Genomic DNA, 23,506 nt, shown 5'->3' with positions numbered 1-23,506 from the left:
GTTCCGGGCATCCACGTCGTTCCGCACTGTCAACGCTTCAAATGCGGCACCACGTGGATTGCCGGGTCAAGCCCGGCAATGACGAGGAAGTATGCTGATGCCGTGTGGCACGGTCTCTCTGTGTCTCTGTGCCTCTGTGGTAAAATTCTCTTTCCTAGGTAATCACCGTGGGCTCGGCCCGCCCGGTGCGGGCCTCGATTTGCGCCACGTCGCGGGCGATCTTGATCAAATCCGCCAGGGCCACTTGCGGGTCCAGATGGTGCTTGGTCACATTGGGCTCGAACTGTTCGATATAGACGCGCAGCGTCGCCCCCTCGGTGCCGGTGCCGGACAGGCGGAACACCACGCGGCTGCCGTCCTCGAAGACGATGCGGATGCCCTGCTGGGTGCTGATGCTGCCGTCCACCGGGTCGGTATAGGCGAAATCGTCGTTGAAGGCGACCTTATAGGCCCCCAGCGCCTTGCCCTTCAAATCCAGGCCGCGCAGATGGTCCATCAGACCGTTGGCGGCGGCCGAATCGATGCCTTCGTAATCGTGGCGGGAATAGACGTTGCGGCCATACTTGGCCCAATGGGCGCGCACGATGTCGGCCACCGGCTCGTTGCGGACGGCCAACACGTTCAGCCACATCAGCACCGCCCACAGCCCGTCTTTTTCTCGCACATGGTCCGAGCCGGTGCCGAAGCTTTCCTCGCCGCACAGGGTGGCCAGACCGGCATCGAGCAAGGTGCCGAAGAACTTCCACCCCGTCGGCGTCTCGAAGGCCGGGATGCCCAGGGCAGCGGCGACGCGGTCGGGCGCCGCCGAGGTCGGCATCGACCGCGCGATGCCCTTCAAGCCCTTGGCATAACCCGGGCACAGCGTGGCGTTGGCCGCCAGAACGGCCAGACTGTCCGACGGCGTCACATAGAAATTCTTGCCCAGGATCATGTTGCGGTCGCCGTCACCGTCCGACGCCGCGCCGAAATCGGGAGCATCGGCACCGAACAAGGCTTCCACCAATTCGTGGGCGTGAACCAGATTGGGGTCGGGATGGCCGTGGCCGAAATCTTCCAGCGGCGTGCCGTTCATCACCGTGCCGGCCGGCGCCCCCAACATGCCTTCCAGGATGGCCTTGGCATAGGGGCCGGTCACCGCGTGCATGGCGTCGAACTTCATGCGAAAGCCGGCCTTGAAGGCGGCGCGGATGGCGTCGAAATCGAACAGGGTCTGCATCAGGTCGGCGTAATCGGCCACGGGGTCGAACACCTCGACCGCCATCGGCCCCAATTGCTGGGTCCCCAGACGGTCCAGGTCGATGTCGGCGCCGTCCCAGATGCGGTACTCGGTGATGGTCTTCGAACGGGCGAAGATCGCCTCGGTCACCGCCTCGGGGGCCGGGCCGCCGGCCGGGATGTTGTACTTGATGCCGAAATCCTCATCCGGGCCGCCGGGATTGTGGCTGGCCGACAAGATGATGCCGCCGAAGGTCCGGTACTTGCGGATCACGCAAGACGCCGCCGGCGTCGACAAGATGCCGCCACGCCCGACCATCACCCGGGCGAAACCGTTGGCGGCGGCCATCTTCAGGATGGTCTGGCAGGCAGTGCGGTTGTGAAAGCGGCCATCGCCGCCCAGCACCAGAACCTTGCCGCCGACCTCGCCGATCGATCCGAAGATCGCTTGAACGAAATTTTCCAGATAATGCGGCTGGGCGAAGGTCTTGACCTTCTTGCGCAAGCCGGACGTTCCCGGCTTCTGCCCGTCGAACGGGGTGGTCTGAATGATCCGGACGGCACTCATGCGCTCATTCTCCCTCGGGCTTCCTGCGTCCTTGTGTGATGGCCCAAGGGCGGGTGGCTGTCAATCTCCGAGGGCACGCATATGTCCCACTACCACGCTTGGGTATGTGCGTATTTTTCTTTTTTATACAATGCCTTCAAACCTTAGCTGGAATTACGAAAAACAAAAATTTTGTGGTTGATTTCCCCGACGACTCGACCACGTACTAGACCTAAGTATGCTTCTCATTCTTAAGACGGCGAGGTTTCCCATGCGCGACAACGGACCGATCACCAACCGCGAAGTCATGATGAACGACGGCGAAATGCTGGTATCGCGCACCGATGCCGGCGGCCGCATCATCTTCGTCAACAAGGCCTTCATCGACATCAGCGGCTTCACCGAGGAGGAACTGCTGGGCAGCCCGCACAATCTGGTGCGCCATCCCCACATGCCGAAGGAAGCCTTTGCCGATCTGTGGCAGACCATCAAGGCCGGCAAGCCGTGGGAAGGCTTCGTCAAGAACCGCACCAGGAATGGCGACCATTACTGGGTGCGGGCCAACGTCACGCCGGTCACCGAGAACGGCCAGATCACCGGCTTCGTGTCGATCCGCTCGAAGCCCAGTCGCGAGCAGGTGGCGGCGGCCGAAAGGCTGTACACCGACCTTCGCGAGGGCCGGGCAAACGGCATGGTGATCAAGGAGGGCCGCGTGATCCGCACCGGCCTGGCCGGCGCCATCGCCCACGCCAGGAACAGTGTCACCGGACTCATGGTGCTGGCGATGAGCGTACCGGTCATTCTGACCATCGCCGCCGCCGAGCTGATCAATCTGAACATGGACACCGCCGGCATCGGCGTCATCATCGCCGCCCTGGTGGCGGCCGTTGGCCTGGGCCGAGCCCTGATCGGCCGCATCAATGCGCCCCTGAACCGCATGGAAGGCCATTTCGACGCCCTGGCACGCGGCGATTTCGCCCACGACATCACCGACGAGCCGGTCAGCGAGTACCAGCGCCTGACCGCGCTGTTGCGAGCGACCAAGGCCAAACTGGGCTATTCGCAACTCGAGAAGGTCGAGATGGACCGCCAGTCGGAAATCCACCGCCGCCAGGCGCTGGAGCGGGTCGCCACGTCGCTGGAAGGCCGCGTCAACGGCATCGTCCAGCAGATCCAGGATTCGTCGGAAAGCCTGCTGGGCAATTCGCAGACCCTGTCGGGCAACGCCGACCAGACCATGGTCCAGGCCGGCAGCGTCACCTCGATGACCGGCCAGGTCACCGCCAACGTCCAGGCGGTGTCGGCCGCCACCCAGGAATTGTCGTCCTCGGTCGATGAGATTTCGCGCCAGGTGGCCCATGCCGCCACCATCTCGCGGGAGGCGGTCGAGCAGGCCGAACACACCAACCGCATGGTCTTAAGCCTGTCCGACGCCGCCAGCCGGATCGGCGAGGTGATCGGGCTGATCAACACCATCGCCAGCCAGACCAACCTGCTGGCCCTGAACGCCACGATTGAAGCGGCGCGAGCGGGCGAGGCGGGCAAGGGCTTCGCGGTTGTCGCCGGCGAAGTGAAAAGCCTGGCCAACCAGACCGCCAAGGCGACCCAGGAAATCGGCCAGCAGATCGCCGCCATCCAGGGCGAAACCCGCCAGGCGGTCGATGCCATCCAGGGCATCACCAGCACCATCGAGACCATCAACGAACTGTCGAGCGCCATCGCCGCGGCGGTCGAGGAACAAGGGGCCGCCACCAGCGAAATCGCCCGCTCGGTCGCCCAGGCGGCGGCCGGCACCTCGGCGGCGGCCGACAATGTCGCGGTGGTGGCCAACGCCGCCCAGGAAACCAAGGTGATGGCCGATCAGGTCTATGGCTCGGCCGACGGCTTGAAGACCGTGTCGCGCCAGTTGGCCGGCGAGGTCACCGCCTTCCTGTCGGAAATCCGCGCCGCCTGACCCAGGGAATCGGCCCGCGCCCATGGTGGCGCGGGCCGTCTTCATTGCCCGAAGAAGGCGAGCTTTCGCAAGGTGACCCCGACCGTCTGGCCCACCTCGATCCCTCGATCGGCCGTTTCGCGGGTCAGTTCAGCCTCGATCTTGTGCCCGGCCAGATCGAGTTCGACCCTGACCACAGCGCCGGTCACCGTCACATGACTGATCCGGGCCAAAACCCCACCTTCCCGGCCAAGGATCACGTCGTGCGGCCGGAAGAACAAGGTCCCGGGTCCGTCGCCCGGGCTGGCCGCCAGGGCCAGATCGCCGATCCGGGCCAGGCCGTTCTCGACCACGCAAGGCAGCGCGTTGCATTGGCCCAGGAACCGCCACACGAACGGCGAGGCCGGATGGTCGTAAAGCTGGCGTGGTGTGCCCACCTGTTCGATCCGGCCATCCTTCATCACCACCACCCGATCGGCGATCTCGAGCGCCTCTTCCTGGTCGTGGGTGACCAGCACGCCGGTCAGGCCAAGCTGGTGGTGCAGGTCGCGCACCCACCGGCGCAGGCCCTTGCGGACCTGGGCGTCCAGGGCGCCGAACGGCTCGTCCAGCAGCAGCAGCCTGGGCTCGATGGCCAGGGCGCGGGCCAGGGCCACCCGCTGGCGCTGGCCGCCCGACAATTGCGCCGGATAGCGCCCGCCCAGGCCGTCCAGCTTGACCAGATGCAGCAGGCGCTCGACCCGGGCAGCGATCTCGGCGGCCGGCGGTCGCAGGCCGCGCGGCCGCACCTTCAGGCCGAAGGCGATGTTGTCGGCCACGCTCATGTGGCGAAACAGGGCGTAGTTCTGGAAGACGAAGCCGATGCCGCGCTTGCCGGTGGGCAGATGGGTTGCGTCGGCACCGTGCAGGGCGATGGCGCCGGCATCGGGGAAATCCAGCCCGGCCAGCAGCCGCAGCAACGTGGTCTTGCCCGATCCCGATGGCCCCAGCAGGGCCACCAACTCGCCGGGCGCCACCGACAGCGACACCTGATCCAGGGCCTGGAAGGCGCCGAATCGGCGGCTGACGCTGTCGATGCGGATCGCCTCAGTGGCGGTGGAGCCGGGCCAGTCCGTCCTGGTGCGCCCATTCAAGGGCGGATTTCGCCGCCAACGTGACCAAAGCCAGTGCGGCCAGAAGCGAGGCGACGGCGAAGGCGCCGACGAAATCATATTCATTGTAGAGAATCTCCACGTGCAAAGGCAGGGTGTTGGTCAGACCGCGAATGTGCCCCGACACCACCGAGACGGCGCCGAATTCGCCCATCGCCCGGGCGTTGCACAGCAGCACGCCGTACAGCAGGCCCCAACGGACATCGGGCAAGGTAACCTTCAGGAAGGTGTGCAGGCCGCCCGCCCCCAGGGTTGCCGCCGCTTCCTCGGCATCTCGGCCTTGTTCCTGCATCAAGGGGATCAACTCGCGGGCAACGAAGGGAAAGGTGACGAACAAGGTGGCCAACACCAGGCCCGGCACCGCGAAGATCAGCCGGATGCCGTGGTCGGCCAGCCATGGCCCCAGCCAGCCCTGGGCGCCGAACAACAGCACCCACACCAGCCCGGAAATCACCGGCGACACCGAGAACGGCAGATCGACCACGCTCAGCAGCAGGCTCTTGCCGCGAAAGTCGAACTTGGCGATGGCCCAACTGGCGGCCAGGCCGAACCCCAGATTCAGCGGCACCGCGATGGCGGCCACCAGCAAGGTCAGCCGCAGGGCGGCCAGGCTGTCGGGATCGGCCAGGCGAGCCAGGAACGGCGCCACGCCCCGTCCCAGCGCCTCGACGATCACCACCGCCAGCGGCAGGCCCAGCAGCAGCGCCAGCACGACCACCGCCAGCCCGATCAACAGCTTGCGGGCGATCATGACCGTCCCTCGCCCCGGCGGGCCCGCCCCCAGCCCTGCAGACCGTTCATGGCCAGCAGCATGACGAAGGACAGCAGCAGCATCAGGGCGGCAATGGCGGTGGCGCCGGGATAATCGTACTGTTCCAGCTTGGTGATGATCAGCAGCGGGGCGATTTCCGACAGGCCCGGCAGATTGCCGGCCAGGAACACCACCGAGCCGTATTCGCCGACGGCGCGGGCGAAGGCCAGGGCGAAGCCGGTGGCCCAGGCCGGCACCACCGCCGGCAGGATCACCCGAACAAAGATGGTCAGGGGGGTGGCCCCCAGGGTGGCGGCGGCTTCCTCGACGTCGCGGTCCAGGTCGGCCAGCACCGGTTCGACGGTGCGGACCACGAAGGGCAGGCCGATGAACACCATCGCCAGCACCACCCCGGCCGGAGCATAGGCGATCTTGATGCCCACCGGCTCCAGCCAGCGGCCGATCCAGCCGGTCGGGGCGTACAAGGTGGCGAGCGCGATGCCGGCGACGGCGGTGGGCAGGGCGAAGGGCAGGTCGATGGCGGCATCGGCCAGGCGATGGCCGGGAAAGCGATAACGGACCAGCACCCAGGCGACCAGCAGGCCGGCCGCCCCGGCCACCAGGGCCGCCGCCAGGGCGCCGCCGAACGACAGCCGAAGCGCCGCCAGAACCCGCGCATCGCCCAGGATCGCCAGCCATTGGCCCAGGCTCAAGGCCCAGGCCTTGGCGAACAGCGCCGCCAGGGGGATCAGCACCACCAGCGACACCCAGGCCAGCGTCAGGCCCAGGGTCAGGTCGAAGCCCGGCAGCACGCGGCGGCGCAACGCCTGCGCGCCCATCACTTCCTCGCCACGATGCGGTCGAACACGCCGCCATCGGCGAAGTGCGCGGCCTGGGCGGCACGCCAGCCGCCGAACACGTCATCGATGGTGAACAGCTTGACCGGCGGGAAATCCTTGGCGGTCTGGCGCACCACGTCGGGGTCGCGCGGCCGGTAATGGTGGCGGGCGATGATCTTCTGGGCCTCGGGCGTGTACAGGAAGGCGACATAGGCCTCGGCCACGGCGCGGGTGCCCTTGCGATCGACCACCTTGTCGACCACCGCCACCGGCGGCTCGGCCAGGATCGACAGGGTGGGCACGACGATCTCGAAACCGCCGCCCAACTCGGTCAGGGCCAGAATCGCCTCGTTCTCCCAGGCCAGCAAGACGTCGCCGATACCGCGCTGGGCGAAGGTGGTGGTCGCACCCCTGGCCCCGGTATCCATCACCGGAACATTGCGAAACAAGGCTTTGACGAAGTCCTCGGCCTTGGCGGGGTCGTTGCCCCACTTGTCCAGCGCCCAGCCCCAGGCGGCCAGATAGTTCCACCGCGCCCCGCCCGAGGTCTTGGGATTGGGGGTGATCACCTGCACGCCGGGCCTGATCAGGTCGCCCCAGTCGCGGATCGCCTTGGGATTGCCCTTCCTGACCAGGAAGACGATGGTCGAGGTGTAGGGCGCGCTGTTATGGGCCAGCCGCTTCTGCCAGGCGGTGTCGATCAGGCCGCGGTCGGCGACGGCATCGATGTCGTAGGCGAGCGCCAGGGTGGCGACATCGGATTCCAGCCCGTCGATGATCGAGCGGGCCTGCTTGCCCGAGCCGCCATGCGACTGGTTGATCTTCAAGCTCTCGCCGGTCGAGACCCGCCATTGGGCGGCGAACGCCTGATTGATGTCCTGGTAAAGCTCGCGGGTGGGATCGTAGGACACGTTCAGAAGCGCCCGGGGCTCGGCGGCGCGGGCGCCCGGGATCAGCAGCGCACCCCCCACGGCGATGATCAACGCCGCCAGCAGACCCAGGCCCAGCCGACCCCAATCCTCGTCGATGAAACGCAACATCGCGACCTCCTTCTCTAAAAATCTATTGATTTATAGATTTATAGATTGCGAGGTGTCAACGCCCTTTCACCCGGGCGAATTCAGATGTCGTACATCAGGATCGGTTCGGGCTTCATGGCAAAGGCCATGTCTGCCAGGCTGGTCTTGTCCAGGATGGCGGCGATGGCGTCCCTGACCTCGCCCATCACCGCGCGGATGGCGCAATTGGTCTCGTCGACGCAATCGTCGCAGCGACGATAGGCGGTGCGGGACACGCAGGGAACCGGCGCCAGCGGCCCATCCAGCAGGCGGACGATGTCGCCGACCAGGATTTTTTCCGCCGGCCGCGCCAGCACATAGCCGCCGCCCTTGCCCTTCTTCGAGGACAACAGGCCGACCTTCTTCATCTCCAGCAAGATGGCGTCCAGGAACTTCTTGGGGATGCGCTCGGCCTCGGCGATGTCGGCGATCAGCACCGAGCCGTCCCCGGCCTTGCGGGCCAGATGAACCATCGCCTTCAACCCGTATTTGGCCTTGCTGGACAGCATAGTCTATTCATCCACTGGAATATTGCGCTTGCAGCCATAGGCGTTGCGCACGACATAAAGGGGGCGGTGCTTGACCTCGGAGAACACCCGACCCAGATATTCGCCGATCACCCCCAGGCTGATCAGCTGCACGCCGGACAGGAACATCACCGCGACGATCAAGGACGGATAGCCCGGCACGTCGATGCCCAGGATCAGGGTCTTGACGATGAACAACAGGCCGTAGAGCATCGCGAAGGCGGCCACCAGCATGCCGATGAAGGTCCACACCTTCAACGGCACCGAGGTAAAGGCGGTGATGCCGTCGATGGCCAGCCGGTAAAGCCGGAACAGGTTGAACTTGGTCTGGCCCGCCACCCGTTCGGCGACGTCATAGGGGATCGAGATCTGGCGGAAACCGACCCAGGCATACAGCCCCTTCATGAAGCGGGTGTGTTCCGGCATCGAGTTCAACACATCGACCACCTTGCGATCCAGCAGGCGGAAATCGCCGGCGCCTTGCGGCAGGCTGACCTCCGACACCTTGGCGAACAGGTCGTAGAACAGATTGGCCGAAAAGCGTTTGACCGCGCTTTCCTTCTCGCGGCCCGAGCGAACGGCGATGACCATCTCATAGCCCTCGCGCCACAATTCCAGCATCCGCCCCACCAGTTCCGGCGGGTGCTGCAGGTCGGCGTCGATCATCGCCACCGCCTGGCCCGAGGTGTGATGCAGACCGGCCGACAGCGCCTTTTCCTTGCCGAAATTGCGCGACAATTCGACCAGCTTGATGCGCGGTTCCTGGTGGTGATGGGCCACCACCTTGGCAACGGTGTCGTCGCGGCTGCCGTCATCGACGCAGACCACTTCCCACGTCACCCCGAACCCGTCCAGGACCGGAATCAGCCGGGCGAACAGATGGTCGACATTGTCCGATTCATTGAACATCGGCACCACCAGCGACAGGATCGGCCGGCCGGAATCAGGATTGTTTTCGGACATGGGAAGATCCCTTGTGGCGACGCTTGGAAAGTCGAGCGGAAGTGTGAACAATAGCGGCCCGCCGGTCAACGTCCGGCACCTGGAAAGAAATTCGGATGACCGCACCCAACGCCATCACCCTGTGCGCCGACGATTACGGCCTGGCCCCCGGCGTGTCGCTGGCGATCCGCCAATTGATCGAACAGGGGCGCCTGCAGGCCACCGGCTGCATGACGCAAAGCCGCTTCTGGCCCGACGAGGCCCGGGCGCTGAAGGACCTGGACGGCCGGGCCGATATCGGCATCCACCTGACGCTGACCGACCAGGCTCCGCTGGGACCGATGCCCAGGCTGGCCCCCGACGGCAAGCTGCCGCCCCTGGGCACGCTGTTGAAGCTGGCGCTGACCGGCCGCCTGGACCAGGCCGAGATCAAGGCCGAGTTCCATCGCCAGTACGATGCCTTCGAGGCTGGCTTCGGCCGCCCCCCCGATTTCCTGGACGGCCACCATCATGTCCAGCAATTGCCGGGAATCGGCGCCGCGACGCTGGAATTATGGCGCCATCGCATGGGCCGCAAGGGCTGGATCCGATCCTGCGTCGAGCCGCGCGCCGCCATCATCGCCCGCGCCGTCAACCCGGTGCGCGCCCTGATCATTTCCGAGTTGGGCCGCCATTTCCGCCGCTGCCTGCAGGTGGAAGGGGTGCCGCATAACGGTTCGTTCCGGGGGGTCTACGACTTCTCGGGGAGGGTGCCGTTCGCCCAATTGTTCCGCCGCTTCACCGACCGGCCGCGCCTGCGCACCTTGATGATGGTCCATCCCGGCTTCGTCGATGACGCCCTGAAGGCCGCCGACAGTCTGACCACCCAGCGGGAAGAGGAATACCGCTTCCTGGCGTCCGACGAATGCGTGCTGTCGATGGCCCAGCGCGGACTGACGCTGTCGCGCCTGTTCCCATGACCCGAACCCAGGCCGGCCTGCGCCTGTCGTTCTATTACACCGCCCTGTTCATCGGGGTCGGCACCCAATTGCCGTTCTGGCCGTTATGGCTGAAGGACCGGGGCCTGACCCCGGTCGAGATCGGCCTGATCATCGCCGTCATCTATGTGACCAAGGTGGTGGTCAATCCGCTGATCGGCCATGTGGTCGATAAGCGCGGCGATCGCCGCCGGCCCATGGTGGTACTGGCCACCGCCGCCGCCATCGGCTGGCTGGCCTTCGCCCTGACCGACGGATTCTGGACCATCCTGACCCTGTCGGTGGTCGCCACCGGCTGCTGGTCGGCGATCATGCCGGTGGGCGAAAGCCTGGTGCTGGCGGTGGCCACCCATCACAAGCTGGATTACGGGCGGGTGCGGCTGTGGGGATCGGCCTCGTTCATCCTGGCCGCCATCGCCACCGGCCAGATCCTGACCGGCCAGCCGACCAGCCTGTTGGTGTGGCTGGTCTCGGCCGCCCTGGCGCTGACCGCCATCAGTTGCGCCACCCTGCCCGACCAGCGGATTCCCGTCGGCCCCGGTCGCGAGCCGGCCCGGCTGGCGCCCCTGTTGGGCTCGGCGCCGTTCCTGTTGTTTCTGGCCGCCGCCAGCCTGAACCAGGCGGCGCACACCGTCTATTACGGCTTCGCCACCATCCATTGGAAGTCTGCCGGCATCGAGGGCGACGTCATCGGCTATCTGTGGTCGGAAGGGGTGGTGGCCGAAATCGCCCTGTTCGCCTTCTCGGGCCGGGTGGTGGCGCGGCTGGGGCCGGCCCGGCTGCTGCTGATCGCCGCCTTGGCCGGCATCGTGCGCTGGTTGGTGCTGGGCACCACCACCGCCCTGCCCGCCTTGGCCCTTGCCCAATTGCTGCACGCCGCCACCTTCGGCTGCGGCCATCTGGGCGCGATGCATTTCCTGAACCGCGCAGTGCCCGCCGGCCTGTCGGCCCGCGCCCAAGGCATTTTCGCCGGCATCGCCGCCGGAGCGGCGCCGGGATTGATGAGCCTGGCCTCGGGCCGGCTGTACGAAGCCTTTGGCGGCGGCGCCTTCCTGACCATGGCAGCCATCAGCATGGCCTCGGGGCTGGCGGCCTGGCTATTGGCCAGGCGCTGGGACGGCGGGCTAATAAAGCAGGGCGCCGATCGCGGCTGAGCCTGCCAACACCGGCACCATTCCCCACTTCAAGCGAACCAAAGCCACCATCGCCGCCGCCCCCAGGACGATGGCGACCGGCTGGGCCGAGGCCGGATCGGGAAGCGGCAGATTGATCGGCCCCACCCCCCAATCGCCGACCTTGGCAAAGGCCACATGCAGGGCGAACCACAGCGACAGGTTCAAGATCACACCGAAGACGGCGGCGGTGATGGCCGACAAGGCCGCCGCCAGCCGGGCATTGCCGCGCATGCGCTCGACATGGGGGGCGCCGGCGAAGATCCACAAAAAAGACGGCACGAAGGTCACCCACACCGTCAGGCAGGCCGCCAGCACTCCGCCGGCCCATGGGTTCAACGGGCCGGGATCGCGAAAGCCGGCCAGGAAGCCTGCGAACTGGTTGACCAGGATCAGCGGACCGGGGGTGGTTTCCGCCAGCCCCAAGCCGTCCAGCATCTCAGGGGGCGTCAGCCAGCCATGCACCTCGACCGCCTGCTGGGCGACGTAAGCCAGAACCGAATAGGCGCCGCCGAAGGTCACCACCGCCATCTTGGCGAAGAACAGGCCGACCGCCCCGAAGGCCCCTTGACCCCAGGCCAACGCCAGCCCGACCGGGGCCAGCCACAGGATCGACCACAGAAGAATCGTCGGCAGCGACCGCCCGACCGGCGGGCTGTCCACCACCGCTAGCTGGCCCTCGGCCTTGGTGCTGGCGAAGCCGTAAAGCCCGGCCGCCGCGACGATCAGCGGAAAGGGCAGGCCGAACAGGAAGATGGCGAGGAAGGACAGCACCGCCACCACCCGGTGACTGGGCCGCTTCAGGCCGCGTTTGCCGATGCGCAGGCAGGCTTCGACCACCACCGCCAGCACTGCCGGCTTCAGTCCGGCGAACAATCCCTGGACCAGGGTCAGGTCGCGAAAGCCGACATAGAAGGCGGCCAGCGCCATCATCACCACGAAACCGGGGGCGACGAACAAGATGCCGGCGGCCAGCCCGCCCTTGACCCGGTGCAGCAGCCAGCCGGCATAGGTGGCCAGTTGTTGGGCCTCGGGGCCGGGCAGCAGCATGCAGAAATTCAGGGCGTGCAGGAAGCGTTCCTCGTCCAGCCACTTCTTCTCGTCCACCAGGATGCGGTGCATGGTGGCGATCTGCCCGGCCGGCCCGCCGAACGACAGCAGCCCGATCTTGGCGAAGGTGCGAACCGTCTCGGCGAAACCGGGCTGCATGGTGTTACACCGTCGGCATGGTATGGCCGGGACCGGCGGCCAACAGGCCGGCCAGGATGCGAAGGCCCCGTTCCAGGGTGGCATGATCAGGCGGCGCCGTCACCGATACCCGCACGCCGTCCTGGTGCGGCCGGCCGATGGCGAAGGATTCGGTGGGCGCCAGGTTGACGCCGTGCCGGGCCGCCTCGGCGACGAAGGAAAGGCTGGTCCATGGCAGGGCCAGCGGCAGCCACAGATTGAAGGCGGCCCCGGTGGGGCGCAATTCGTCACCCAGGATTTGGGCGGCCAGATCCAGCCGAACCATCGCCTCGGCCCGCTGGCGGTCGGCGGCGACGATCGCCTGGCCCTCGTCGATCAGGATGCAGGCGGCTTCGATCAAGGGCACCGGCAACGCCAGGCTAAGGGCACCGATGGCGGCGTCGAAGCGGCCCTTCCAGACGGCGGGAACGGCGGCGAAAGCGGCGCGCAGGCCCGGCGACACGCTTTTCGACAAGGTGGTCAGATAAATCACCCGCTCGGGCGCGAACACCTGCAGCGCGTCGGGGCCGTCGGGATCAAGGAATCGGTGCACCCCGTCTTCCAGCACGAACGCATCATGGGCGCGGGCCAATTGCGCGATGGCCCGGCGGCGTTCGGCGCTCAGGGTGGCGGTGGTCGGGTTCTGCACCGTCGCGGTGGTATAAAGCAGACGCGCCCCCTTGGCGAAGGCCTTGTCGACCTCGTCGGGGATCAGTCCGTGTTCATCCATCGCCACCGGCACCACCGGCCGACCCAGCAGGGCGGCGGCCGACTTGAAACCGGGATAGGTCAATTCCTCGGCGGCGACCATGTCGCCGGCCCGGGTCAGGGTGGCCAGGGCGGCGACGATGGCCTGCTGGCTGCCGGCGGTGACCGACACCAATTCCGGCACCACCTCGACCTTCTCGCGTTTTAGCCACAAGGCGCCGGCCTGGCGGTGGCGCATGCCGACCGGGTCCAGGTTGTAGGACAGCAATTGCGGCAGATCGGGACGGCGGCCAATCCGTTCCAGCACCGGGCCGACCGCCCAGGCGCCCTGGTCGCCGCCCGGCCGGTTGACGGCCAGGTTGACGGTGTCGGGCTGGGGCCGCCACGCCACCGCCAAATATTCCGGCAGGGCTGCGTCGGCCTGGCGGGCCGGGTCGGTGACGAAGGTACCGCGCCCGACCTCGCCTGACAGCAGGCCGCGACGCTCGGCCTCGACATAGGCCCGCGCCACCGTGCCGACGGTGACCTTCAGGCGCCAGGCCAGATCGCGGTGGGTCGGCATGCGAAAGCCCGGGGCCAACCCGCCCGAGGCGATGTCGGCCTCGATGGCGTCGGCGATGGCGCGGTATTTCGGTCCGCCATGGGCGGCCAGGTCGGGAAGCCAATTTGACATGGTGTCAATACTGCCATTGACTCGGATACACCGTCAATGTGCAAATCAATTACGGTGTCAATGGAGGGCAATGCCATGACTGCCCAGAATTGGATGGGTTCATTTTTCCGCCTCACCCGGTCGAGCGAAGGCTTTCGACTGCGGTTGGACATGCTGCTGACCTGGATCGAGCGTTCGGCCCAGCGCCGCGCGTTGTCGCGCCTGGACTATCGCATGATGACCGATCTGGGCCTGAACCGCGCCCAGGTGGAAGAAGAAGCCGCCAAGCCGTTCTGGAAAGAATAGGCCGCCACCGGTGACGGTGACGGCCTAAGTCGAGGGAGGAAGACGGTTAAAGCGTCTTGATGTACTCGATCAGCTGCCAACGCTGCTCGTCGGTCAAGTCGGTTCCATAGGTGTGCCCGGCATTGGAATTGGCCGGCTTGGTGGTGTCGAACTCAGTTCGGCCGATGTTGGTCCGGAAGCCGACATTCTTGGCGTCGAAGACGGTGCCGCCAACCTTGAAGGTCTTGATCCGCTCGGCCGGCGGCTTCAGCAGTTCGTACAGATTGGGCACCGAGCCGTTGTGCAGATAGGGCGCGGTCGCCCAGATGCCGTTGAGCGGACGGGCCTTATAGACGGTGGCGACGGCAAAGGACGGACCGGCCGGCGGCTTGGCCAGGGCCTTCGGCGCGCTCCAGCCGGTCGGCAAGGGCGACAGCGGATCGGTCTCGGGCCGGGCGATCTTGCCCAGGATCGAACCGGTGACCGCGTTGGCCAGAAGATTGATGCCCAGGTCGGTCGGCTGCAGCTTGGCACCGCCCAGCATCTTGGTGCCGGCCAACTGACGGGTCTGGACCATGCGGGTAGCGTTCTGGTTCATGGTCGGGTCGGTGCCGACCTGATCCATCGGGATGGTCACCACCTCGATCGGGGCACTGGGGTCGGTCAGCAGGGCGTGGCACGACATACACTTCTCGGCGTAAATATTGCCGCCCCGGCCGGCCAGCTTGGCGTCGATCGGACCGATGGCATCGCGCCAGCGCGGCGACGTCAACTTTTCGACCAGCACTTCCATGGCGCCCAGATTGCGCACCCGCACCGTGCTGTCATAGTAATCATGCAGCAGGCTGGGCTTCTTCAGCGCGGCGTCGCCGAACACGCCCAGCACCTCGCCGGCATTGCGGCCCAGCTTCTCGAAGCTGGTGCGGTTGGGCACGGCGGCATTCCACTGCACCCAGTTGAAGCGGCCGGTATCCCACAGATGCGGATACGACACCGGGGCATCGGCCGCCTTCTCGTTGGCGTCATAGCGCAGATCGACACCGGTGACACGGTTGAAGATCATGCCGAACGCATCGGTGCGGCCATGTCCCCAGCTCTCGCTGCTCGAGTTCTTCAAGATGACGGCGACACGGTCGGCGTTTTCCTTCAGCCGCGCCTTCAATGCCTGCTTGGCGCGGTTGGAGGGCGCAGCCCCCAGCATGCGGAACGACATCCGGTCGAACTTGCCGGAATCCGAGACGGTTTCTGCCAGCGCCGCTTGCAGATCGCGCAGGAAGCCCCCCAGATCGGCCAGGGCCGGGGCGCCGTCGATCTGAATCTCGCGCCCCTGGTACCGGATGCGGTTGGTGTGGCAAGCCGCGCAGGTCATGCCGAACCAGGCCGGCTTGAACTGGTCGGGCTGGTCCTTGGCGAAACCGATCGGCAAATTGTCGGAATTCCATTTGGCCGAAACCGCCGGCAGATAGCCGTAGCGGACCAGGCCGCCAGCCAGAAACCGATCGAAGGATTTCGGCTGTTCCAGATTGACCACCAGATCGTAGTGGGCGATGCGGGAACCCTGGCTGAGATTGTAGTACCAATCGGCCTCGTCGTTGTTCCAGCCCTGGTTGACCTTCATGACGTTGTATTCGGTCGCGTTGGTCTTGGCGGCCCAGGCCGGCGCCTCGTCCCGCTGACCCACGGGCTTGGATTCCTGAACGGCCGGTTCGGGGGCACACCCCATCATCAGGCCGCCGATCGCGATCACTGAAAGATATCTCAGCATGAACACCCCCCCTTATGACGATTGCACGGAACGACGATACCATTCTTACATCGCAAGACAACTACAGTTTAACTACTTTTGGTAATGAACTGAACGTTCATTCCCGGTTCATGGACGACCTCACCGCCTGGTGTATGATCGCGCCGCACGCCCCATCCGCCCCAAAGGACCCGTTGGCATGAATCCGTTTCAGAAGCGCACAGCGATCCGCATTGCGGCCGTGAGCATCGTGCTGGCCTCGGTGGCCAGCCCGATCGCCTGGTTTGTCGAACGGGAAGGCGCCGAGGAAAGCATCGTCAAGCTGGCGATCGAGGAATCCGACCAACTGATGCACTTCCACGACGCCATCGGCCTGTCCGGCGAGGAAGGAATCGAGCGGGCCATGCAGGCCGCCAAGACCATCTCGGGCGGTCTGTTCGACATCGCCGAGATCTATGACAAGAGCGGCACGAAGCTGGCCGAGGCCATCACCGCCGAGGGCGAAACGGTGGAATCCGCCCTGCCCAGCCACGGCAGGCCGAACTACAGCTCTGCATCCTATGAAAACATTCGGGTTGCCGACCGCTGGGTGCTTAGGGTGTTCGTGCCGCTGCGCACCGACAGCGCCGACACCACCGGGCCGATCCTGGGCTATTTCGAGGGCGTGCGCGTCGTGCCGGAATGGCAGCGCCAACAGATCCTGGACAGCTCGCTGGCGGTGGCGTTGATGGTCAGCCTGGCCTCGCTTCTGTGCGGGGCGGCGCTTTATCCGGTGGTGGTGCACCTGTCATCCGACAACGAGCGCAAGGCCCGCGAGGTGCTGGATTCCCACATCTCGATGATGGAGGCCCTGGGCCGCGCCATCGCCAAGCGCGATTCCGACACCGGCGCCCACAATTACCGGGTCGCGTGGATCGCGGCCCGCATCGCCGAGCGCCTGGGCATGACCGGGTCGGCCATGCAGGCCCTGATCGCCGGCAGTTTCCTGCACGATGTCGGCAAGATCGGCATCCCCGACGCCATCCTGCTCAAGCCCGGGCGGCTGGATGACGGCGAAATGACCATCATGCGCACCCACGTCGCCCTGGGCGAGGAGATCGTCACCGGCATGGGCTGGCTGGACGGCGCCCACGCGGTGGTGGCGGCGCACCACGAGAAGTGGGACGGCAGCGGCTACCCCCGTCGGATCAAGGGCGAGGAGATTCCGTTGGCGGCGCGCATCTTCGCCGTCGCCGACGTGTTCGACGCGCTGTGCTCGAAGCGGCCCTACAAGGCGCCGATGAAGTTCGACGAGGTGATGGCGATCTTGGAGCGTGACACCGGCAGCCATTTCGACCACACGGTCATGGCCGAGTTCCGCGTGATCGCCGCCGCGATCTTCGACCAATTGGCCGATTGCGACGAGGCCGAGGCACGGCGCCTGCTGGAAGAACGCGTGCGCCGCCACTTCGAGATGTGATCCCCAATCGGGGCGGCTTGGCCCGCCCGCCGCCCCCGCCCCGCCGGGGCGGTGTGTCGGGCCAAGGGCTGGGTTAGGATCAACGACACCTTCGACCAGCCCAGGATGCCCCGATGACCATCGCCGACCTGACCCGACGCTTCGCCATCGACGGCAGCCTGTCCTTCCGCGCCGGTCCCGGCGACCTGATCATGATCGACGTGACCGCCGATGGCGGCCGCGCCACCATCAGCCTGTATGCCGGCCAGGTGCTGTCGTTCGTGCCCGACGGCAAGACCGACCTGCTGTTCCTGAGCGAGCAGGCCTATTACGCCAAGGGCAAGGCCATCAAGGGCGGCATGCCGGTGTGCTGGCCGTGGTTCGGCCCCGATCCCGACGGGCTGGGCCGCCCCGGCCACGGTTTCGCCCGCACCCGGCCGTGGGATGTGATGGAAACCCGCAAGCTGGCCGACGGCCGCGTGATGGTGGTTCTGGGCCTGGCCTGCGACGCCGAGACCCGGGCGATCTGGCCGCATTCCTTCGTGCTGGCCCAGGAAATCGTTGTCGGCGACGGTCTTGAGGTGGCGCTGGTCACCCGCAATTCCGGCCAGACCACCTTCACCCTGTCGCAGGCCCTGCACACCTATTTCCGGGTCGGCGACATCGAGCGCACCCGGATCCGCGGCCTGGATGGCTGCGCCTATATCGACAAGATGGAGGGCGGCGCCGTCAAGAGCCAGTCCGGCCCGGTGGTCATTTCCAGCGAAACCGACCGCATCTATACCGGCGTGCCGGCCGCCCTGTCGATCGAGGATGACGGCCAGGACCGCCGCATCCTGGTGGAAAGCAAGGGGTCGGCCAGCGCGGTGGTGTGGAACCCGTGGCAGGACACCGCCAAGGCCATGGCCGACCTGGCCGACGAGGATTACCGCCACATGATCTGCGTCGAGACCACCAATGCCGGCCCCGACCTGGTCGCCGTGCCGCCCGGGGCGGTCCACCGCCTGGAAGCCCGCATCCGCCTGGGCTGAGTTCCGCGTGGAAAAGTCCCTCGGCTTCGCCTCGGTGTACTTTTCCCCGATTCTGTTTGGAAACCCCGTGCTCAAGCAAGCTTTCCGCGCGGGATTGCTCCGTTTTCCCGCCATGAGGCGAGCACGGCTCGCCTCATGGCGGGGGTCAAACGGGAAAAATAGGCGCAGGGCCGCCCCTAGCCTATTTTTCTCCTTTTGAATCAACGTGCAAAAGTACACTGAGCGAAGCGAAGGACTTTTGCACGAACGACTTATTCCCCCGCGTCCTTGCGGGCCTTGGAATAGCCGATGCCCTGCAGGCTCTCGTCGATCTCGTCCAGGATGGCCGGGTCGTCGATGGTCGCCGGCATCTTGTAATCCTGGTTGTCGGCGATCTTCTGCATGGTGCCGCGCAGAATCTTGCCCGAACGGGTCTTGGGCAGACGCTTGACCACGGTGCAGCTCTTGAAGGCGGCGACCGGGCCGATGGTCTCGCGCACCAGGGCCACCACTTCCTTGAGGATCTGATCGTCCGGCTTGGTGACGCCGGCCTTCAGGCAGATGAAGCCCAGCGGCAACTGGCCCTTCAGTTGGTCGGCCACGCCGATGACGGCGCATTCGGCGACGTCTGGGTGGCTGGCCAGCACTTCCTCCATCTGGCCGGTCGACAGGCGGTGGCCGGCGACATTGATGATGTCGTCGGTGCGGCTCATCACATAGGCATAGCCGTCCTCGTCGATCATGCCGGCGTCGGCGGTCTTGTAATAGCCGGGGAACTCGGCCAGATAGCTGTCGAAGAAGCGCTGCTCGGCGTTCCACAGGGTGTAGAAGGTGCCGGGCGGCAGCGGCAGCTTGACCACCAGCGAGCCGGTCTGGCCGGGCTTGCACTGGTGATGGCCTTCGTCCAGCACCTGCAGGTCCCAACCGGGCGCCGCCTTGGTCGGCGAACCGGGCTTGACCGGGAATTCATGCAGGCCCAGGCAGTTGGCGGCGATGGCCCAGCCGGTTTCGGTCTGCCACCAATGGTCGACCACCGGAACCTTCAGGTTCGACTGCGCCCACTTGATGGTGTCGGGGTCCGAGCGCTCGCCGGCCAGGAACAGGGCCTTCAGGCAACCCAGATCGTACTTCTTCAGCAATTCGCCGTTGGGGTCCTCGCGCTTGATGGCGCGGAAGGCGGTCGGCGCGGTGAACAGGGCGGTCACCTTGTGCTGGCTGATGACGCGCCAGAAGGCGCCGGCGTCGGGAGTGCCGACCGGCTTGCCCTCATAGACGATCGAGGTGGCGCCGTGCAGCAAGGGCGCGTAGCAGATGTAGGAATGGCCGACCACCCAACCCACGTCCGAGGCGGCCCAGAACACCTGGCCCGGCTCGATGTTGTAGACGGCCTTCATGGTCCACTTCAGCGCCACCATGTGGCCGCCATTGTCGCGGACCACGCCCTTGGGCTGGCCGGTGGTGCCCGAGGTGTAAAGGATGTACAGCGGATCGGTGGCGGCGACGGCCACGCACTCGGCCGGCTGGGCCTTGGCGGCGGCTTCGGTCCAATCGACGTCGCGGCCGGCGATCATGTCGGCGGCCACCTGCGGACGCTGCAAGATGACGCAATGGGCCGGCTTGTGGTCGGCCAGCTCGATGGCATGGTCCAGCAGCGGCTTGTAGGGAATGACGCGGTTGGTTTCGATGCCGCACGAGGCCGACACCATCACCTTGGGCAGGGCATCGTTGATGCGGGTCGCCAGTTCGTTCGAGGCGAAGCCGCCGAACACCACCGAGTGCACCGCGCCCAGACGGGCGCAAGCCAGCATGGCGACCACCGCTTCCGGCACCATCGGCATGTAGACGATGACGCGGTCGCCCTTGCCGACGCCCAGGTCGCGCAGCACGCCGGCGAAGCGCGACACCTGGTCCTTCAACTCGGCATAGGTGATGGTCTTGCAGGTGTTGGTGACCGGGCTGTCATAGATCAGAGCGGCCTGGGCGCCACGGCCGGCCTCGACATGACGGTCGACGGCGTTATAGCAGGTGTTGACCTCGCCGCCGGTGAACCAACGATAAAAGGGCTTGCGCGAATCATCCAGGACCTTGGTCCACGGCTTGATCCAATGGACATCCTTGGCCGCCTCGGCCCAGAAACCCTCGGGGTCCTTGAGCGAACGTTCGTAAGCCTGCTGATATGCGTTGGTCATTCTCTGACGAATCCTCTGCTTTGCGACTTCCCTTGGGGGGTAAACCCCCCTCCTTTCGAGGGGGCTAACATCGCACAGAGGACGCAATTAATGCAAAGCCGGAATTGTGGTTTTCCACAGTTTCGCCGCCCGCTATCGTGCCGCGGCGCAACATTGCGCAACTTTGTTACCGCCAGAAACGGCAGCGGCCGCCGGGGCACCCCCGACGGCCGCGCATTTCCGCCACGAATTCAAACTAATGCGTCGTCGAACTGCACCGCGTCAGCTCCTCCTTGATCCGGAGTTTCTGGCGTTTCATGTCGGCAATCGCCACATTATTGGGAAGAGGACGCTGGGCTTCCTGGATGATGGCGGAGTCAAGCGCAGCGTGCTTGGCTTTCAAAGACTCGATCCGGTCCTGAAGGCTCATTACTATCCTCCCTGGGATATGGGTGAGGTGGATAGCATAGGACGGCGAAAAGCCGCTGTCAGCGAAAAAATCGCGTTATGTGCCCGACTATTGCTTTAGAATCAACCCACATTCCGCATGGGAATGGCGCAAACGGAGAGAATGTCATGGATCAGACACCCAACCGGCTGGTGGTCGGCATCAGCGGCGCCTCGGGGGTGATCTATGGCATTCGCATGCTCGAGACGCTGCGGGCGCTGAAAATCGAGACCCATCTGGTCCTGAGCAAGGCCGCCGAGGTCACCTTGGCCCACGAAAGCGATCTGAAGCTGGCCCAGGTGCGCGCCCTGGCCGATCATTGCCACCGCCCCGAGGATATCGGCGCCGCGCCGGCGTCGGGTTCGTTTCGCACGTTGGGGATGGTGATCGCGCCCTGTTCCGTCCGCACCATGAGCGAGATCGCCACCGGGGTCACCTCGTCGCTGCTGACCCGGGCGGCCGACGTCGCCCTGAAAGAGCGCCGCCGGCTGGTGCTGATGGTGCGCGAAACGCCGCTGCATTCCGGCCACCTGCGCACCATGCTGGCGCTGTCGGAGATGGGGGCGATCATCGCGCCGCCGGTGCCGGCCTTCTATGCCGCACCGGCCAGCCTGGACGACATGGTCGATCACACAATCGGCCGGGTCCTGGACCTGTTCGGCCTGGATTCCGGCCGGCTGCGGCGCTGGGGCGAATAGATCAGGACGCCGCCGGGATGTTGATGGTCAGCCAGTAAAGGCCCAGCTTGTCGACGACGCGATTGAAATCGGCGGAATCCATCGGCTTGTGGATGTAGGAATTGGCCCCGAGGTCATAACCTTCCATCACGTCGGTCTCGTCGTCGGACGTGGTCAGGATCACCACCGGCATCCGCCTGGTGGCGTCGGTCTCGCGCATCTTCTTCAAGACGTCCAGGCCGCCGATACCCGGCAGCTTGAGGTCCAGCAGCATCAGGGCCGGCAGCGCCATCGAACCGCTGGCGACCCCGGCGGGGCCGTGCATCAGCCTGACCGCCTCTTCGCCGCTGCGGGCGACAACCAGGTCGCTGTAGAGATTGGCCTTGGACAAGGCGTGCTGGGTCAATTCGATATCGTCGTCATTGTCCTCGACCAGAACGATGGTCCGCGACCGCAACGGCTTAGTCATTCCTCATTCCTTCCCAGCACGTAAAATAGAAGGTGGCGCCTTGTCCCGGGCTCCCCTCGGCCCACACCTTGCCGCCATGGCGCACGATCACGCGATGAACCGTCGCCAGTCCGATGCCGACCCCCTCCATCCCCTCGGCGTTGGGCAGACGGTTGAAGGGGGCGAACAGCCGATCAACGAAAGCCATGTCGAAACCGGACCCGTTGTCGGTGACGAAGAAGACCTGACGGCCGTCTTTTTCGCAAGTCCCGAAGGTGACTTTCGGATCGGGCCGCCCCCGGGTGAATTTCCAGGAATTTTCAAAAAGGTTGGCGATGGCGGCCGACATCAGGCGGCGGTCGCCCTTGACCTCCAGCCCGGGCTGGATGTCGACCGACACCGGATGATCGGGATGGTGCTCGGCCAGTTCGGCGACGATTTCGCCCGCGACCGACGACAGGTCGATGGGCTCGACCTGCAATTCGCCGGTGGTGGCGCGCGACAATTTCAGGAAAGAATCGATCATCCCGGCCATGTCGCGGGTGCCGCTGCGGATGCGTTCCAGGCAATGCTTGCCGCGCGCGTCCAGAACCACCCCGTATTCCTCGAACAGGATGCTGACGAACCCCTCGATGCGACGCAACGGCGCGCGCAGATCGTGCGACACCGAATAGCTGAAGGTCGAGAGCTCCATGTTGGCGCCTTCCAGCTCGGCGGTCCGCTGCCGCACCCGGGTTTCCAGCTCGCGGTTCAGGCGAACCACCTGGGCCTCGGCCGCCTTGCGATCCTCGATATCGCGCTCGAGGGCGAGATTGGTGCGGGTCAGATCCTGATAGGCGGCTTCCAGACCGACGCACAGGCTGTTGAAGGCGGCCACCATGTCGTCCAACTCGTCGGGCTCGCGCGGGGCGCGGCGGATCAGGCGCAAGGTCGGAGCCGGCGCGTGAACATCGTAATGGCGCAGATAGGTGGCGATGGTGACCAGATGCCGGGTGACCAGGCGCCACACCACGTACAAGATGAACAGCGACATCAGGAGGATCGAGCCGACCTGGCTGACCAAGGTGACCATCGCGGTTTCCTTGAGCCGGCCATAGACGCCCTCCAGCGTCGCCTCGACATAGAGGTGGCCGACCACGCGCGGCTGCCCGCGATCGCCATAGATGATCGGATAGACCCTGGCCAATTCGTCCCGGCCGGCCCGGGTCCCGACAGCGATGACCACCGGCTTGGAATTGGCGTTGAACACTTCGCGCACTTCCAGGGCCTGCATGTCGGGCAGCTTCAGGATGCCTTCCAGTTCCAGCCTGATCTGCGCGGTGTCCATATGCCACAGGCTGCCGGCCAGGGAATTGAGACGGCTGGATTCGATCTCCTGCAAGCGATCTTCAATGGTGCGCAATTCGCGCTGGTAATCGCGATAGACCAGGGCGCTGGTCGAGACCAGCGCCAGCGTCAGGCTGAACACCAGGACCAGGCCCAGCAAGCGCATCGCCAGACCGCGGCGGCGGATCGGGCGCGGCTCGGGGCCGGCCAGCGGAAGATGGTCGAGCTCGGGAGCCTTGGTCTCGCGGGGGGTCCCGTCCATG

At 65.8% G+C, this 23,506-nt stretch carries 21 protein-coding genes; 7 read left to right on the top strand and 14 right to left on the bottom strand.

All coding sequences use genetic code 11. The features are described from left to right. Nucleotides 1–154: 154 nt before the first annotated feature. Nucleotides 155–1,783: an alpha-D-glucose phosphate-specific phosphoglucomutase gene (locus MTBLM5_RS01870; protein WP_173974110.1), complete on the bottom strand. Its 1,629-nt coding sequence runs from the start codon at nt 1,781–1,783 to the stop codon at nt 155–157. 250 nt (nt 1,784–2,033) lie between these two features. Between MTBLM5_RS01870 and MTBLM5_RS01865 the strand changes: the two genes are divergently transcribed. Further along, entirely contained in the window at nt 2,034–3,716 is a 1,683-nt protein-coding gene (locus MTBLM5_RS01865; protein ID WP_173974109.1) for a PAS domain-containing methyl-accepting chemotaxis protein, read from the top strand. Nucleotides 3,717–3,757: 41 nt separating this feature from the next. Here MTBLM5_RS01865 and MTBLM5_RS01860 read toward each other — a convergent pair whose 3' ends face one another. The 6 genes from MTBLM5_RS01860 to MTBLM5_RS01835 all read right to left on the bottom strand — a co-directional run bounded on the left by MTBLM5_RS01860 (nt 3,758) and on the right by MTBLM5_RS01835 (nt 8,984). Next, nucleotides 3,758–4,828, bottom strand: coding sequence for a sulfate/molybdate ABC transporter ATP-binding protein (locus MTBLM5_RS01860; RefSeq protein ID WP_254430865.1), 1,071 nt, complete (start codon nt 4,826–4,828; stop codon nt 3,758–3,760). Further along, nucleotides 4,782–5,597, bottom strand: a complete 816-nt coding sequence (cysW, locus tag MTBLM5_RS01855) for a sulfate ABC transporter permease subunit CysW (RefSeq protein ID WP_173974108.1) — start codon at nt 5,595–5,597, stop codon at nt 4,782–4,784. Before cysW ends, MTBLM5_RS01860 begins: the two co-directional genes overlap by 47 nt. Next, nucleotides 5,594–6,436 carry a sulfate ABC transporter permease subunit CysT gene (gene cysT, locus MTBLM5_RS01850; RefSeq protein ID WP_173974107.1) on the bottom strand — a complete coding sequence of 281 codons (843 nt, stop codon included), beginning with the start codon at nt 6,434–6,436 and terminating at the stop codon, nt 5,594–5,596. The genes cysW and cysT overlap by 4 nt, the downstream gene beginning before the upstream one ends. After that, on the bottom strand, nt 6,436–7,476 hold the full coding sequence (locus tag MTBLM5_RS01845; RefSeq protein ID WP_173974106.1) for a sulfate ABC transporter substrate-binding protein: 1,041 nt from the start codon (nt 7,474–7,476) through the stop codon (nt 6,436–6,438). Before MTBLM5_RS01845 ends, cysT begins: the two co-directional genes overlap by 1 nt. A gap of 80 nt (nt 7,477–7,556) precedes the next feature. Then, a complete protein-coding gene (locus tag MTBLM5_RS01840) occupies nt 7,557–8,003 on the bottom strand; it encodes an Rrf2 family transcriptional regulator (protein ID WP_173974105.1) in 447 nt (148 codons plus the stop codon). Nucleotides 8,004–8,006: 3 nt separating this feature from the next. Further along, nucleotides 8,007–8,984, bottom strand: coding sequence for a glycosyltransferase family 2 protein (locus MTBLM5_RS01835; RefSeq protein WP_173974104.1), 978 nt, complete (start codon nt 8,982–8,984; stop codon nt 8,007–8,009). 95 nt (nt 8,985–9,079) lie between these two features. Between MTBLM5_RS01835 and MTBLM5_RS01830 the strand changes: the two genes are divergently transcribed. Beyond that, a complete protein-coding gene (locus MTBLM5_RS01830) occupies nt 9,080–9,922 on the top strand; it encodes a ChbG/HpnK family deacetylase (RefSeq protein ID WP_173974103.1) in 843 nt (280 codons plus the stop codon). Further along, nucleotides 9,919–11,094: a 3-phenylpropionate MFS transporter gene (locus tag MTBLM5_RS01825; protein WP_173974102.1), complete on the top strand. Its 1,176-nt coding sequence runs from the start codon at nt 9,919–9,921 to the stop codon at nt 11,092–11,094. The genes MTBLM5_RS01830 and MTBLM5_RS01825 overlap by 4 nt, the downstream gene beginning before the upstream one ends. Here the strand turns inward: MTBLM5_RS01825 and chrA are convergent. Together chrA and MTBLM5_RS01815 are read right to left on the bottom strand one after the other, a co-directional pair. After that, nucleotides 11,065–12,321: a chromate efflux transporter gene (chrA, locus tag MTBLM5_RS01820; protein WP_173974101.1), complete on the bottom strand. Its 1,257-nt coding sequence runs from the start codon at nt 12,319–12,321 to the stop codon at nt 11,065–11,067. The genes MTBLM5_RS01825 and chrA overlap by 30 nt on opposite strands. 4 nt (nt 12,322–12,325) lie before the next feature. Further along, the gene (locus tag MTBLM5_RS01815) at nt 12,326–13,720 is read right to left on the bottom strand and encodes a PLP-dependent aminotransferase family protein (RefSeq protein ID WP_173974100.1); all 1,395 of its coding nucleotides are present in this window, start codon (nt 13,718–13,720) and stop codon (nt 12,326–12,328) included. A gap of 75 nt (nt 13,721–13,795) precedes the next feature. On the opposite strand from MTBLM5_RS01815, the gene MTBLM5_RS01810 reads away from it, so the two are divergent. Beyond that, on the top strand, nt 13,796–14,005 hold the full coding sequence (locus tag MTBLM5_RS01810; RefSeq protein WP_173974099.1) for a DUF1127 domain-containing protein: 210 nt from the start codon (nt 13,796–13,798) through the stop codon (nt 14,003–14,005). A 46-nt stretch (nt 14,006–14,051) separates the two neighbouring features. Here the strand turns inward: MTBLM5_RS01810 and MTBLM5_RS01805 are convergent, their stop codons facing one another. After that, nucleotides 14,052–15,749 (bottom strand): di-heme-cytochrome C peroxidase, encoded by a 1,698-nt coding sequence (locus MTBLM5_RS01805; protein WP_173974098.1) that lies wholly within the window; start codon nt 15,747–15,749, stop codon nt 14,052–14,054. Between the two features lie 178 nt (nt 15,750–15,927). Here MTBLM5_RS01805 and MTBLM5_RS01800 point away from each other — a divergent pair, with 178 nt between their 5' ends. Beyond that, complete coding sequence (locus tag MTBLM5_RS01800; RefSeq protein ID WP_173974097.1) at nt 15,928–17,187, top strand: HD-GYP domain-containing protein; 1,260 nt, start codon at nt 15,928–15,930, stop codon at nt 17,185–17,187. A gap of 113 nt (nt 17,188–17,300) precedes the next feature. Further along, nucleotides 17,301–18,197, top strand: coding sequence for a D-hexose-6-phosphate mutarotase (locus tag MTBLM5_RS01795; RefSeq protein WP_173974096.1), 897 nt, complete (start codon nt 17,301–17,303; stop codon nt 18,195–18,197). Nucleotides 18,198–18,448: 251 nt separating this feature from the next. On the opposite strand, the gene MTBLM5_RS01790 is transcribed toward MTBLM5_RS01795, so the two are convergent. Next, nucleotides 18,449–20,365, bottom strand: coding sequence for a propionyl-CoA synthetase (locus MTBLM5_RS01790; protein ID WP_173974095.1), 1,917 nt, complete (start codon nt 20,363–20,365; stop codon nt 18,449–18,451). Between the two features lie 235 nt (nt 20,366–20,600). After that, entirely contained in the window at nt 20,601–20,774 is a 174-nt protein-coding gene (locus tag MTBLM5_RS01785) for a YdcH family protein (RefSeq protein ID WP_082911000.1), read from the bottom strand. Nucleotides 20,775–20,920: 146 nt separating this feature from the next. On the opposite strand from MTBLM5_RS01785, the gene MTBLM5_RS01780 reads away from it, so the two are divergent. Next, entirely contained in the window at nt 20,921–21,490 is a 570-nt protein-coding gene (locus MTBLM5_RS01780; RefSeq protein WP_173974094.1) for a UbiX family flavin prenyltransferase, read from the top strand. Nucleotide 21,491: 1 nt separating this feature from the next. On the opposite strand, the gene MTBLM5_RS01775 is transcribed toward MTBLM5_RS01780, so the two are convergent. Together MTBLM5_RS01775 and MTBLM5_RS01770 are read right to left on the bottom strand one after the other, a co-directional pair. Beyond that, nucleotides 21,492–21,938: a response regulator gene (locus MTBLM5_RS01775; protein ID WP_173974093.1), complete on the bottom strand. Its 447-nt coding sequence runs from the start codon at nt 21,936–21,938 to the stop codon at nt 21,492–21,494. Continuing rightward, nucleotides 21,931–23,505, bottom strand: coding sequence for an ATP-binding protein (locus tag MTBLM5_RS01770; protein ID WP_173974092.1), 1,575 nt, complete (start codon nt 23,503–23,505; stop codon nt 21,931–21,933). The genes MTBLM5_RS01775 and MTBLM5_RS01770 overlap by 8 nt, the downstream gene beginning before the upstream one ends. Nucleotide 23,506: the final 1 nt, after the last annotated feature.

The sequence above is a fragment of the Magnetospirillum sp. LM-5 genome, assembly GCF_902729445.1.
Lineage (GTDB): Bacteria > Pseudomonadota > Alphaproteobacteria > Rhodospirillales > Magnetospirillaceae > Magnetospirillum.
Note: the sequence above shows the minus strand (reverse complement) of the source record. Positions and strands in the feature narration are given on the sequence as shown.

Bases quoted from the DNA above. Each gene is read 5' to 3' on its own strand.
- MTBLM5_RS01775 (WP_173974093.1), bottom strand. From the start codon at position 21,938: ATGACTAAGCCGTTGCGGTCGCGGACCATCGTTCTGGTCGAGGACAAT.
- MTBLM5_RS01835 (WP_173974104.1), bottom strand. From the start codon at position 8,984: ATGTCCGAAAACAATCCTGATTCCGGCCGGCCGATCCTGTCGCTGGTG.
- MTBLM5_RS01780 (WP_173974094.1), top strand. From the start codon at position 20,921: ATGGATCAGACACCCAACCGGCTGGTGGTCGGCATCAGCGGCGCCTCG.
- MTBLM5_RS01795 (WP_173974096.1), top strand. From the start codon at position 17,301: ATGACCATCGCCGACCTGACCCGACGCTTCGCCATCGACGGCAGCCTG.
- MTBLM5_RS01790 (WP_173974095.1), bottom strand. From the start codon at position 20,365: ATGACCAACGCATATCAGCAGGCTTACGAACGTTCGCTCAAGGACCCC.
- MTBLM5_RS01870 (WP_173974110.1), bottom strand. From the start codon at position 1,783: ATGAGTGCCGTCCGGATCATTCAGACCACCCCGTTCGACGGGCAGAAG.
- MTBLM5_RS01810 (WP_173974099.1), top strand. From the start codon at position 13,796: ATGACTGCCCAGAATTGGATGGGTTCATTTTTCCGCCTCACCCGGTCG.
- cysT (WP_173974107.1), bottom strand. From the start codon at position 6,436: ATGGGCGCGCAGGCGTTGCGCCGCCGCGTGCTGCCGGGCTTCGACCTG.
- cysW (WP_173974108.1), bottom strand. From the start codon at position 5,597: ATGATCGCCCGCAAGCTGTTGATCGGGCTGGCGGTGGTCGTGCTGGCG.
- MTBLM5_RS01800 (WP_173974097.1), top strand. From the start codon at position 15,928: ATGAATCCGTTTCAGAAGCGCACAGCGATCCGCATTGCGGCCGTGAGC.
- MTBLM5_RS01845 (WP_173974106.1), bottom strand. From the start codon at position 7,476: ATGTTGCGTTTCATCGACGAGGATTGGGGTCGGCTGGGCCTGGGTCTG.
- chrA (WP_173974101.1), bottom strand. From the start codon at position 12,321: ATGCAGCCCGGTTTCGCCGAGACGGTTCGCACCTTCGCCAAGATCGGG.
- MTBLM5_RS01805 (WP_173974098.1), bottom strand. From the start codon at position 15,749: ATGCTGAGATATCTTTCAGTGATCGCGATCGGCGGCCTGATGATGGGG.
- MTBLM5_RS01785 (WP_082911000.1), bottom strand. From the start codon at position 20,774: ATGAGCCTTCAGGACCGGATCGAGTCTTTGAAAGCCAAGCACGCTGCG.
- MTBLM5_RS01840 (WP_173974105.1), bottom strand. From the start codon at position 8,003: ATGCTGTCCAGCAAGGCCAAATACGGGTTGAAGGCGATGGTTCATCTG.
- MTBLM5_RS01815 (WP_173974100.1), bottom strand. From the start codon at position 13,720: ATGTCAAATTGGCTTCCCGACCTGGCCGCCCATGGCGGACCGAAATAC.
- MTBLM5_RS01770 (WP_173974092.1), bottom strand. From the start codon at position 23,505: ATGGACGGGACCCCCCGCGAGACCAAGGCTCCCGAGCTCGACCATCTT.
- MTBLM5_RS01825 (WP_173974102.1), top strand. From the start codon at position 9,919: ATGACCCGAACCCAGGCCGGCCTGCGCCTGTCGTTCTATTACACCGCC.
- MTBLM5_RS01830 (WP_173974103.1), top strand. From the start codon at position 9,080: ATGACCGCACCCAACGCCATCACCCTGTGCGCCGACGATTACGGCCTG.
- MTBLM5_RS01865 (WP_173974109.1), top strand. From the start codon at position 2,034: ATGCGCGACAACGGACCGATCACCAACCGCGAAGTCATGATGAACGAC.